Here is a 12,482-nt window from a genome sequence, read left to right on the forward strand (position 1 = left end):
CGAGGCCCTAGCTCTAAACTTGCAGGTTTGATATTAATTCTTGATGAATTTGGCTGATCGGAATCCATCCACTTGAAAAAGATACAGTCCCTTAGCGAGGTCGTGAATATTGACACGTTCACTGATGAGAATTCCTTGTCGAACGGTTTTTCCCAGTGCATCAACAATACGGAAATGAGTTCCTGAAAGCCCATTTACGGCAATCGATTCCTTAGCTGGATTTGGGTATAGACCAATCTCAGGTAATTCTTCGTTACTCACTGACACTGGGCTTGGCGATAGCTTAATAAGGTAACTGTCTCTGAATGCTACAACGCTAACGTTATCTGCAGCGTCAGGATCAGGATTGATATCTACCGTATTTTGATAGGCAGCACTCAAGTAAATATTCCCCTCTGAATCGGTATCAACACCGTGATGCTCGGTAAAATTTGAACCGCCAAAATTTGCTGCGTAGATCAGTTCGCCGTCAGAATTGAGCAATGTAACAAAGGCATCAAAGGGCTCACTTGACTCTTTAGCCAACAAGAATGCTTCATCGGAAGGGTCAAAATCGACTTCTCCCCCAAAGTATCCTGCGAGAACAACATTCCCGTTAGGATCTGTATTGACATCATATGCATTTTGAAAATTGAGACCTTGGAAGGCTGCAGCCCACAATACATCACCAAAAGCATCTATCTTCACAACAAAAGCATCTTCGAATTCAAGCGAAGTGATGGGCGAGTCAAAACCTGTGGAGAATGATCCTGTGAATGAACCTGCTGCAAGGGCATTTCCATCTGAATCAATCGCGACATCATAAGCTGTTGCACTTCCTACTCCTCCAAAAGTCGCGGCGTAAACAAACTCGCCGTCAGTGTTTAACTTGAGCACAAAGCTATCTGAACTGCTGATAGGAGTGCGCTCTTCTACTGATGGGCTCGGGTCAAAATCAACTGTACTCGAAAAAGGTCCTGTTAGGAAAACGTCGCCTTCAGGGCTTACATCCATTCCCAGGAGAAGTTCCTGTTGAGCCCCGCCAACATTATAGGCCCAGACGAATTGACCGTTTCCGTCTAATTTTACGACAAATGCATCTTGACTCCCGTTTGAGGTCAATTCAAACTCGCCTTCTCCCGGATCGTAGTCACCTGTAGAAGAGAAGTATCCACCTATGTATACATTACCGTCGTCATCTGTCCCGATTGAAACCGGTTCTTCGTAAGCAGGACTTCCCATGCTTACTGCCCAGATCAGCTGGCCTTGAGGACTAAGTTTCAATGCAAAAATATCTTCAGCACCTAATGAGGTCAGTTCAAAAGTTTGATCGGACGGATCAAAATCCACTGTTTCTTGGTACACTCCTGTCAAATAAATATTTCCTTCACCGTCTACTTCTATTCCTGTGCCATAATCAAAAAATTCACCTCCAAAACCGAAAGCACCGACCAGATTTCCGTCTGGATCAACTTTCTGTATGAATATGTCGAAGAAACCATTTGAAACCAGAATGCTTTGATTTTCCATTGGGTCAAGATCTGCAGTGTCGGTGAAATATCCCGTAGTGTAGACATTCCCCGCGTCATCAACGGCCATAGCACGGACAACATCATCGCCGACTCCGCCAAAGGATCCTCCCCATTGATAGGTTTGCCCAATTGCAGTAATACTGCCAATAAAAAATGTGATTAAGAGTAGTTGAATTCGTTTCATGCAAGTCTGTTTTTTGTTTTCGAAAAATTAAGAGATGCAATATCACTCAACTACTAGTTTGGAACGCCCCATTGGAAGCAATGAACCAATTAAATACTAAAGACAGAATGATACTGTTCTCTTTTTCAGTATGCTATGTGTCTTTGAGAATTATCAGAAATATTTTGAAAATTGGTTCTGAAAGCCTAATCGAATCGAATAAAATCAACTTCCAGTTGAAATGGAATTTCTTTTTTATCACTTTTTATTATCCCCATTCTGATAATCTCCGACAGGTCATCCTTTGAAATTTTGTCACCTGTTTTATCTGCTAGCCTCCATTCAGGCATTTCGCTTAAATCGAAACTTGATTCCTGCCACTCTTCGGTCGGTGTGAATTCGACCTTGTAATACGGCATATAGAATGGCTCCGAAGTTTTGAGTCTGAAACCGAAAGTCCCACCATATCCTCGATGCTTTATGGTTATAGTCTTAAAGCTTGAGAGATCGTATTCTCCGCGTCTTCCTTGGAAGGAAGCGAATCCACCATTGTTTGCCAAGCTCAGCTCACCTTCAAAAATCACGGAACTTTCTGTATAGGTTAGTTTTCCCTTAGAGAGTCCACCCATCACACCATCATTCACGACATTCCAGTCGTTGGTGTCGGAAGTGTTGAAATTCAGAAGGTAAGTAGAAGTTAAAAGGGACATGAGAAGTAAAAATGCTTGCATGCTTCTAAAACACCCGAAATGAAAAACTGTTCTGAATAAAAAAAGTGGATACATCTTTCGACGCATCCACTTCCTTATTTCTGATTCACTTGTCAGTTCAATCTGACAAATGCGAAAATTACTTTTTCAAAAGGTCTCTGATCTCACCAAGCAATACTTCTTCTTTCGTTGGCGCGGGTGGTGGAGCCGGAGTCTCTTCAGCCTTCTTCGCCATCTTGTCTTTCATTTTATTGTAAGATCTGATAACCATAAAGACGGCAAATGCAACAATAATAAAAGTTAGAATGGCATTGATAAATACACCGTAAGAAATCGCAACTTCAGCAACTGCATCTCCTGCTCCTTCCATGCTTTCTGCCTTGCCTGCGGTAAGGACGTACTTCAACTCGGCGAAATCGACTCCACCTAGTAAAAGCCCTATTGGAGGCATAATGATATCATTTACCAACGATTTGATAATTGCACCAAAATAAGTGGCAAGGATCAAACCTACAGCCATCTCCATTACATTTCCTCGGCTAATGAACTTCTTAAACTCTTCAATCATGTTATTGGGTTTTATTGGTTTTTACAGCGCGCAATATATGTAATGAATCAAGACCGTAACATACTTAACCTGCTTTATTTCGAATAGTTAGAGGTGTCCATAAAAAAAGCCGCCTACACTTTGCAGACGGCTTAGCCAGATTAATGTTTAACCGGATTGCTTAATTCACAATCAGTTTTTCAGCCAATCTTAAATTGTTTTGGGTAATCTGCATCACGTAATGGCCTGAATCAAGATTGGAAATGTCAATATTGTCGTTATAAGCTCCTTGGAAGTTTCCCAGATTCTCATCGAATACCATCCTACCGGTCATGTCGTAAATTTGAATTTGGGTTTGTCCTCGCTCGGGAAGAAAAAATTCAAGTCTGAACTTACCTTCACTCGGATTGGGGTAGTATGACGGGCCTTCGATGGGAAGCAATGCAGGGTCCGAAATGAAGCTTTCGTCATTTTGGTTTTTGTCATCAGAGATTTTACTAACTATGGCGATGGTGTGCTCGAAGTCCATAATCTCGTCCATGTCCAAGTCCATTTTATGTACGGTTATATTTTCGCCGTCGCCAAAACGCTCTTTTCTCACTTCTGAGCGAACTACAATCACTTGCGCGTGTTGATCTCCCTCACTTTTCAATTCATAAACTACGGGACTTTCTTCGTCTTGAATTCCGTCCAGTCCTTCTTTTATTAATCCCAAATGTACTTCTGAAAGATTTTCATTTTCGTCAAGCTTGTCAATGTCAATTGTTTCTCCGTTCAGTTCAATGGTTATGCTGCCGTTGACATTTTCAATCTTTACATTATCCTCATTATTGGTTACGTTGTAAAAGAAAGTGTCCTCGCCTTCACCTTGCATTTCTTCGACTATCACTTCTATTTCCTCACCTCCTGTAAATTCTTCTCCTATTATTTCTTCAGTTATCACCTCAATCTCTCCTTCATTTTCTTCTGTGACTACGGCGATTTTGCGTATGTTTTTGACAACAAACTCGTTTTCACCGTCGGGCTTCCAATCGTTGTCTTGACGCATGTATAAGAAGGAACTCTCGCCTTCAAAAATGTGCTTTCCATCAAACGCATCAGTATCAATGATTTTCGCTTTATCAGGATTGAGTCCATTATCGATCAAGAATTGCTCAGCAGTATATTCCGATTCTGCGTCAAATATGGTATCCATCACGGTGGTTTCACCATGGCTGTAATGCAATACGCTTACCTTTATTTGTTCTCCGTTTTTTGTTGCAGCTCCCGCAAGGATTAGAGCTGATACAGTCGCTCCGATTAAGTAGTTCTTTAGATTCATGACCTTATGTTTTTAGTTCGATACAAACTTATGGCAGACTCTGGGCTGATTTGGTTAACAGTCAGTCAATGAAGGTTAAAGAAAGGTTAAAGTCCTTGTGAAGCGCATGGTGTAGGCTTAGTTTTGTTCGCAATGAGAGGAAATAGACTTTCTGCGATTATCTTCTTAATGACTATTTCGATCATCGGAATAATCGGGCTACAAACTTATTGGTTGCAAAACGCCATTGAGGAGAAAACTCAAGAGTTTGATAAAAGTGCAAAGCGCGCACTCTACGCCACCATAAAGGATTTGGCCAGGTCTCAAGCAGAAACGACCTTCATAGCTCGCTTTGGTGAAATGCCTGATGTCGAGCAAATTTGGGAAGAGGCGGAGATCGAAGTGGAAAATGTGCTCATCGAACGTGACACGGTTTTTTATGTTGATGGAGTTAGAGTCAACTCAAGTGAACGAATTGAGAACCTTTCTACCCCAAACGGAGATAATGTTTACATCATTGAAAGGCACAGTAGTAAAGGCTCGGGTGAGGAGGATATTCGAGTAACGAATACTCAGACTATCGAGATTATTGAGGAAGCTATTCAGAATGTCGTTGTTCGTGGAATTACGCAGGAACCAAATTTGGAAACTCGAATTGGCGAAAAAGACATGCAGGAAATTCTGGCTAAAAACCTGGAGCTTGAGGGTGTGCAGCTTGACTTTTCATATGCAGTCATTAAAGATACATTGGTTGCCGCTTACTCTAATGTCGATCAGGTCGATAGCACATATTTCTCTGCTTCACTTTTTCCTGACTTTCCTGGCTACTCTGCTCTTTATCTAGGATTTCCTTCCAAAGGGCTTTTTGTTCTTCAAGCTATGGGCGGAATGCTATTATTTGTGCTCGTGTTCTCGATTTTGATGGTTACCAGTTTTATTTATGCCGTTCGGTATATGCTTCAGCAAAAGCGACTTTCTGCTATGAAGAGTGACTTCATCAATAACATGACACATGAATTTAAAACGCCACTTGCCACAATTGGGCTGGCCGCCGAAAGCATCATTCACCCCAAGATGAAAGGGGACGATACATCTCTACAACGTTATTCGGAACTTATCCTTCACGAGAGCAAACGACTCAATTACCACGTTGAAAATATTTTGCAAATGGCTAAAATTGAGCGAAAGGAGTTGATGCTCAAAAAGGAACAGGTTTCTATTTCTGAGTTGGTCTTGGATGCCATTGATACGCATAGGCTGATGATCGAGAAAAGAAGCGCGAAGGTTGAAAAGAGCTTTTGCCAAGAGGATGACAAAGTGTTTGGAGATGTGCACCACCTCTGCAATGCCATTTCAAATCTAATCGACAATGCGCTAAAGTATTCTTTCGATACCCCTCACGTCGCGGTTGATGTCACTGTCGAAAAAGGGTTTGTTTGTTTGATCGTGGCAGATCAAGGAATAGGTATGAATGCAGAAGCCAAAGAGAAAGCCTTTGATGCTTTTTACCGAGCTGAGTCCGGCGATGTACATACCGTAAAAGGTTTTGGCGTAGGGCTTAGCTATGTAAAGGAGATCGTGGACAGGCACAATGGAGAAGTGATTTTAAAAAGCAAGTTGGGTCAGGGCACTACAGTAACTATAAAGATTCCACAAAATGAAAGCTAGAATTTTACTTGTGGAAGACGAGGAAAATTTTGGACTCGTTTTGAAAAATTACCTCGAGTTATCGGACTACACCGTGGATTTAGCTCCTGACGGAGATGTGGGATTTGCAAAGTTCAAGAGCAACAGCTACGACTTGGGAATACTCGATGTAATGATGCCTTTGCGTGACGGCTTCACTTTGGCCAAAGACATCCGCAAGATCAATACTGAATTGCCTCTAATATTTCTTACCGCTCGTAGCGAAAAAGAAGACCACATCAAAGGATATCAAGTTGGAGGCGATGACTACCTGACCAAACCATTCGATTCGGAAGTACTTCTATTGAAGATTGAAGCAATTCTGGGCAGGCGGAATTACAATGCAAAAAGTGAAGAGAGAATTTGGTTAGGAGAATTTGAATATTTGCCATCAAAACGAGAACTGAAATATCATTCTGATACAACTAAGCTTTCACCTAAAGAAAATGAATTATTGAATCTCTTGAATAGCTACTCCAATCGTGTGATGCCGAGGTCGGAAGCACTCAACAAAATCTGGGGTAATGAAGACTATTTCACAACGCGAAGTATGGATGTTTACATCGCTAAATTGCGAAAGAAGCTTTCTAAAGACCAGAAAATCAGTATTGAAAACATTCACGGTAGCGGATACATTTTGACTATTTCATAAATTCGAATCATTTGCCGATTTCTCAATTGGTGCAAAGTTTTTATTCAAAGCGTACTTTCAGTACATATTTCCAATATTCTGAGCTCTTCAAGTAGGTGTTTTGCGCTATTTCAGATAGATTAAGTATACTCTCCTCGAAATCTTGAAGCTATATGTCAAAAACCATCATCGTATCAAATCGACTACCTGTAAGAATTGAAAAAGACGGAGATAAGTTAAGCTATAAATCGAGCGAAGGAGGACTGGCTACAGGCTTAGGTTCTATTTACAAGGAAGGAAACAACATTTGGATAGGTTGGCCGGGTGCTTCTTTTCAGACAGAAGAGTTGAAAGAAGAAGTGAGCGAAGGACTCAAAGCGGAAAGCATGCGACCTGTCTTTCTAACCGAGGACGAGGTAGAGTCTTTCTATTTGGGTTTCAGTAATCAAACACTATGGCCCGCCTTTCACTACTTTATTCAATACATCGATTACAAAGACGATAATTGGGAAAGTTACTGCCGGGTAAATGAAAAGTTTGCAGAAGCAATAGCTCAAAATTTAGAAGAGGATGATACTGTCTGGATTCACGATTACCAGCTTATGTTGGTGCCTGAATTATTGAGAAAAAGCCACCCGAATATTACAATTGGATTTTATCAGCACATTCCATTTCCCTCTTACGAAGTCTTTAGAACACTTCCTTGGCGAAGAGAGTTGCTCGAAGGAGTTTTGGGGTCTGACTACATCGCTTTTCATACCTATGATGACATGCGTCACTTCTTGAGTTCTGTGCACCGATTGGTGGGGTATCCTTATCACGGGAGTGAGATTCAGACGAACAGTAGGGTAGTGGTGGCAGATTCCTTGCCGATGGGAATCGATTATGAGAAGTACGAAGAAAATGCCAAACACCCGGAAGCATTGGAGCGAGAAGACCGCTACCGAGAGTCTCTAGGTGATCAGAGGCTCATTCTGTCTATGGATCGCTTGGATTACTCAAAGGGTATTCCGAGGCGATTGGAGGCATTCGATGCGTTTTTAGAGGCTTACCCTCAATACAAGGAAAAGGTCTCTCTTCTATTGATCGTTGTGCCCTCACGTGACCAAGTGCCAAATTACCAATTACTCAAAGAGCAGGTGGATGAGCTCGTTGGCAAAATCAATAGCAAGTATGGCCGCATTAGTTGGACTCCCATCCATTATTTCTACCGTAGCTATCCATTTCGTGCTTTAGGAGCTTTTTACCGAATGTGCGATGTAGCCATGATTACACCACTGCGGGACGGGATGAACTTAGTGTGCAAGGAATATGTAGCCTCTCGGGAAAACAAAGATGGTGTCTTGATCTTGAGTGAGATGGCAGGAGCTTCTAAAGAGCTTTCAGACGCTGTTTTGGTAAATCCTACCAATCAAAAGCAGATGGTAGAAGCCATTAAGCAGGCACTCGAAATGAGCCTTTCAGAGCAGCGTTCTCGAATGGAATTAATGCAGGTCACCGTTAAGAAGTACAATATTTTCAATTGGGTCAATCTCTTTTTTAATAACCTTCAGAATACCAAGGACAATCAGAAGGCTAGGGCTGTCTTAAAATTGGAAGGAGAAAAGCTGGAGATGATGATGGATAAATACAAGAATGCCCAAAACAGATTGATTCTTTTGGATTATGACGGCACCTTGGTGGAATTCAATGAGGACCCTGAAGCATGCGCACCTGATACCGATTTATTGAAAGCTTTAAAGAAACTTGGAAATGTAGCCGGGAATAAAGTAGTCATCATCAGCGGCCGTAAAAAAGAAACTTTGGGAGAGTGGCTGGAAAAATTGCCTGTTGAATTGGTGGCGGAGCACGGAATGTGGTCAAAAGAAAAAGATGGCGAGTGGCAACAGAACAGCCGTGATTCCGGAGTAGAATGGAAAGAAGAAACAATGGAGATCATGAATTTTTATGTAGACAGAACTCCGGGTTCTTTTGTCGAGAAGAAAAGTCATTCACTAGCGTGGCATTACCGAAAGGTGGAAAAAGGCTTGGGCGAGGTGCGAAAGAGTGAATTGAGCAGCCACCTCAAACACATGATGAATGAGCGAGGTTTTCACGTGCTTGATGGCGATCACGTTATTGAGTTAAAGCCCGACTACACAAATAAAGGAATTGTGGCCAAACAGCTTTTCGATCAAATCAATCCTGACTACGCCATGTGCGTAGGTGATGATACGACCGATGAGTACATGTTTGAAGCGTTACCAAGCGAATCTTTCACCATCAAAGTGGGTAGCGGTTCCAGTCATGCTCGATTTGGATTGGAATCAGTTAATGAGGTGAGAACATTGCTGGATAAACTTCTTGACTTAGGATAAGAAGCCAGGTTTATCCAGCCTGCCGTTAATACGTGCAGCAGCATTGATTAAGCCAACATGGCTGTAAGCCTGTGGGAAGTTCCCCCACATCGAGCCATCTTTCGAATCAACGTCTTCACTCAGTAAGCCGAGTGAGTTGGAATAAGTGACGAGCTCTTCAAAGGCTTTTCTGGCGTCATCGATTCGGCCGACACATGCGAGGGCTTCGGCATACCAAAATCCACAAATAAGAAAAGTCGAATCGGGCTCACCAAAATCATCTTTGACGCGGTATCGATAGAATAATCCGTCGTTCACTTTGAGTTCCTTTTCCAGAGCGATCAAGTGATTTTTCGCAGCATCTGAATCGTGAGGGATGTAACCCATGATGATCAGCTGCAGTGTACTGGCATCCATATAGCCAAACTCTTGCGCGGCACCGTAAGCCTTTTGCTCTTTTAGATAAGTCGATTCGATGTGGTCGTGTGCCCGTTTTGCCAAGCTTTCGGCCTTTTTGGTCAGAAGGTCATTCCCCAATTTTCTGGCTACCAATGCCGCTGCCTTGCTTCCCGCCCATTGGAATAAATTCGAATAGGCGTGGCGCTGAGATCGGTTTCTGAATTCCCAGATCCCTGCGTCCGTTTCGTCGATAGTTGCTTCTATTTTCTTTAGAAGTGTCGCGACCAAGTCCAAAGATTGAGCACCTTCATGATCCGTAAATCTATGGTCGACGTATAGAGGTAGCACGGCCATGAGTATCTGTCCGTAGACGTCGTTTTGGACGTGAGTATATGCATCATTCCCCGACCTTACGGGAACATTTCCTTTGTAGCCCGGGAGACTGTGTTCAATCTCGGTCAACTTTGATTCACCTGTGATACTGTACAATGGTTGTATTCGATTCCCATCGGGCACGGGTAGGTTTGAGATAAAAGAAAAGTATTTCTCCATTTCCTCGAAGTGACCTACACTATTAAATGCTTGTAACGTGTAGTACGTATCTCTCATCCAGCAGAAGCGATAATCCCAATTCCTGGTACTCCCCGGCGATTCCGGCAAAGAGGTGGTAGGAGCTGCTATGATGGCGCCCGTGTCTTCGTATTGACATATTTTTAGAGTCAGCGCTGATCGGATAACCTGAGACTGATATAAATTGCCAATACTCGTGGACTTTACCCAACGCTGCCAATAGGTAATGGTCTTATTTAGAAAGCTTTCTGCCGTCTCTCTAATGGGCCCCTCCAATGGAACACCATAGGTGAGAATCATGTAATAAGTTTCCCTGAGTACAAATTCCTTTTCCTCAGCAATGTAAGTGAGGGGAATGTTCGTGGTCAATCGCAAGGTTTCCTCTAGTCCACTGAAGCGTATATGGTTACTTCCCGTTTCGACTTCCAAGTCATTCTCACCATAGTTTCCTTTTGGCTTACACATGACTTTGACTCTTGGATTTCCCTTCGTCGGTTCTATTTTTCGAATGATCACCCGTGGTCGGTAGTATCTGTCCAATTGCATAAACCGAGGGGCGAAATCAGTAACTTGATATTCGTGATCTCCCTCGCTAATAGTTGTGCAGAGCACATTCGTATTCTCGATATACTTATGTTCGGATGAATAGTCATCGCCACATGGCTTCACACTAAATTCCCCTCCTTTTTTCTCTCCTGCTATCAATGACCCGAAAACGAAACTGCTGTCAAATCTTGGTAAGCACATCCATTCGAAGTTGGTGTCTTTTCCTATTAGAGCTAGAAATGAGCAATTGCCTATAAGGCCGAAATCATAAGTGTGTTTGTTCATATAAAATCTTATTTTCCTAATCCGCAGTTTAGTTATTGAAGTCGAATTATCAAGTTATTATAATGAGAACTTGATAGGAATGCAAACGATGCAGTCCAAAGAGGGGTTTTATTGAAATACTGCTATTCTCGGAAGTGCGAGCTCTCCAAACTTACATAGATCAGAAAGCAACTTACACGATGAATTAACAAGCGTATTTCAGTATAATAAGGACAGCTTTTTCTTTTGACATTCTTATATTTCCGCAAAAGATTAAAAAACAGCTGATGTCAACACCCAAAATAGACGTTTCTCTAAAAAAATCAATAATCAAGTCGTTCAAAGATCATAAAGAAGAAGTGCTGAATGATTTCAGACAGGAAGAGCGTACCCGATTAGATCAGGTAGCCAATGACGATATGGACAACAGGCATATTGATTCCAAAAATGAGGAAACCCTGCATGAGATGGATTTTCTAACTCATAGTATGGAAATTCTGGAAAAGGAAATTTATATGCTCAGAAGTATTTCTACTGAAGTTATAAGCGAAAAAGTAGAATTCGGTTCCTTGATAAAAACCGATAAGCTAGTTGCCTTGGTTGGGGCGGCTCATGAGAGAATGGACGTGAATGGTATCAGTGTAGTAGGTGTGTCAATGGCTGCGCCTTTGATGCGTGCGCTGGAAGGTAAACGAGTAGGTGAAAAAGTACAACTCGGTTCTATGACGCATATTCTCGAAGAGATTTGCTGATTTATGGATAAGCGAGTATCCATTCGAAGGCTCGATGACAATCTTCATTTTGAAGCTGTTAATCCTTCAGGTAAAAGGATTGAAATTGATGGTAGTGATGAGGAGAAAGCGATGTTGCCTATCGAATTACTTCTGGCTGCAATCGGTTCTTGCAGTGCTTTCGATGTAGCAATGATGCTGGAAAGGCAAGGTCAAAAAATAGACGATTTGCACATTGAGGTGGATGGGCAACGAAGGGAAGAAGGCGAATGCAAGCCTTACCATGCCATGCATATGATTTTCACTATCCACGGTGAAATAGATCCAAATAGAGCCGAAAGGGCTGTTGCCTTAGCCGTAGAAAAATATTGCTCAGTTGGCGCCACTTTCCGTCCCGAGACTAAAGTGACTTACGAGCTTCAGATGCAGTCTTGATCTTTAAAATCACATTCCGTTTCAGTCAGATTTAGTGACAGCTTAGCTGTACTTTTCAGAATATGGATAAAGATGCCATGAACCATTATTACGCCCTTTTGACATCAAGCAAAATTCTATATTTGCCAACCTAAAAAATGAAAACATGTTAAAGAGATTTGCATTTGCTTTATCTGTCGCTTGCCTGCCAGTTGTGGCTTTTGCTCAAAGCCCTATTGGCCAAGGAGGAAAACAGCTTAATCTTGGGGTTGGCCTGTTCGATAGTGGTATTCCGATATATGCGGGGATGGATTTTGGAGTACATCCCGATATCACTGTAGGTGGCCAGTTAGGTCTGGATCTTGGTTTTGACTATTTTACATTATCAGGTAGAGGAGATTACCACTTCAATACACTTCTTGAAATTCCTCGCGATTGGGATTTTTATGCAGGATTAAGTCTCGGATTTATTGCAGGTATAGATAATGATTTCAATTCTGGTTTTGACCTTGGCGTGCAAGTTGGTGGTCGATACTACTGGAATAGCGATTGGGGGATTAATCTTGAATTTGGTGGTGGAAATAACCTATCCGGCGGGAGATTCGGAGTCTCTAAAAGATTTTGATATTTAACAAGAATTGCACTCTGACCGCCAACCTGATGACAGCGTTGGC

Annotated in this window: 11 protein-coding genes; 6 read left to right on the forward strand and 5 right to left on the reverse strand. The window is 42.1% G+C overall.

Translation table 11 applies throughout. The features are described 5' to 3' along the window. Positions 1–33 precede the first annotated feature (33 nt). From O3Q51_14960 to O3Q51_14975, 4 genes are all read right to left on the reverse strand, one after another. The gene (locus tag O3Q51_14960) at positions 34–1,695 is read right to left on the reverse strand and encodes a T9SS type A sorting domain-containing protein (protein ID MCZ4410121.1); all 1,662 of its coding nucleotides are present in this window, start codon (positions 1,693–1,695) and stop codon (positions 34–36) included. A gap of 185 nt (positions 1,696–1,880) precedes the next feature. After that, positions 1,881–2,384 carry a CIA30 family protein gene (locus O3Q51_14965; GenBank protein ID MCZ4410122.1) on the reverse strand — a complete coding sequence of 168 codons (504 nt, stop codon included), beginning with the start codon at positions 2,382–2,384 and terminating at the stop codon, positions 1,881–1,883. A gap of 139 nt (positions 2,385–2,523) precedes the next feature. Continuing rightward, on the reverse strand, positions 2,524–2,952 hold the full coding sequence (gene mscL / locus O3Q51_14970; GenBank protein MCZ4410123.1) for a large-conductance mechanosensitive channel protein MscL: 429 nt from the start codon (positions 2,950–2,952) through the stop codon (positions 2,524–2,526). Between the two features lie 160 nt (positions 2,953–3,112). Continuing rightward, on the reverse strand, positions 3,113–4,252 hold the full coding sequence (locus O3Q51_14975) for a T9SS type A sorting domain-containing protein (GenBank protein ID MCZ4410124.1): 1,140 nt from the start codon (positions 4,250–4,252) through the stop codon (positions 3,113–3,115). Between the two features lie 132 nt (positions 4,253–4,384). On the opposite strand from O3Q51_14975, the gene O3Q51_14980 reads away from it, so the two are divergent. From O3Q51_14980 to O3Q51_14990, 3 genes are all read left to right on the forward strand, one after another. Continuing rightward, entirely contained in the window at positions 4,385–5,899 is a 1,515-nt protein-coding gene (locus O3Q51_14980) for a HAMP domain-containing sensor histidine kinase (GenBank protein MCZ4410125.1), read from the forward strand. Then, the gene (locus O3Q51_14985; protein MCZ4410126.1) at positions 5,889–6,569 is read left to right on the forward strand and encodes a response regulator transcription factor; all 681 of its coding nucleotides are present in this window, start codon (positions 5,889–5,891) and stop codon (positions 6,567–6,569) included. Before O3Q51_14980 ends, O3Q51_14985 begins: the two co-directional genes overlap by 11 nt. Before the next feature lie 152 nt (positions 6,570–6,721). Next, on the forward strand, positions 6,722–8,905 hold the full coding sequence (locus tag O3Q51_14990; protein MCZ4410127.1) for a bifunctional alpha,alpha-trehalose-phosphate synthase (UDP-forming)/trehalose-phosphatase: 2,184 nt from the start codon (positions 6,722–6,724) through the stop codon (positions 8,903–8,905). On the opposite strand, the gene O3Q51_14995 is transcribed toward O3Q51_14990, so the two are convergent. Continuing rightward, positions 8,897–10,684 (reverse strand): glycoside hydrolase family 15 protein, encoded by a 1,788-nt coding sequence (locus tag O3Q51_14995; GenBank protein ID MCZ4410128.1) that lies wholly within the window; start codon positions 10,682–10,684, stop codon positions 8,897–8,899. The two genes, O3Q51_14990 and O3Q51_14995, sit on opposite strands and share 9 nt — an antisense overlap. 266 nt (positions 10,685–10,950) lie before the next feature. Between O3Q51_14995 and O3Q51_15000 the strand changes: the two genes are divergently transcribed. The 3 genes from O3Q51_15000 to O3Q51_15010 all read left to right on the forward strand — a co-directional run bounded on the left by O3Q51_15000 (position 10,951) and on the right by O3Q51_15010 (position 12,433). Further along, the gene (locus O3Q51_15000) at positions 10,951–11,415 is read left to right on the forward strand and encodes a hypothetical protein (protein MCZ4410129.1); all 465 of its coding nucleotides are present in this window, start codon (positions 10,951–10,953) and stop codon (positions 11,413–11,415) included. A gap of 3 nt (positions 11,416–11,418) precedes the next feature. Further along, the gene (locus tag O3Q51_15005; protein ID MCZ4410130.1) at positions 11,419–11,829 is read left to right on the forward strand and encodes an OsmC family protein; all 411 of its coding nucleotides are present in this window, start codon (positions 11,419–11,421) and stop codon (positions 11,827–11,829) included. A gap of 145 nt (positions 11,830–11,974) precedes the next feature. Then, positions 11,975–12,433, forward strand: coding sequence for a hypothetical protein (locus tag O3Q51_15010; protein ID MCZ4410131.1), 459 nt, complete (start codon positions 11,975–11,977; stop codon positions 12,431–12,433). Positions 12,434–12,482: the final 49 nt, after the last annotated feature.

The sequence above is a fragment of the Cryomorphaceae bacterium 1068 genome, from assembly GCA_027214385.1.
Taxonomy (GTDB): Bacteria; Bacteroidota; Bacteroidia; order Flavobacteriales_D; family Cryomorphaceae; genus JAKVAV01.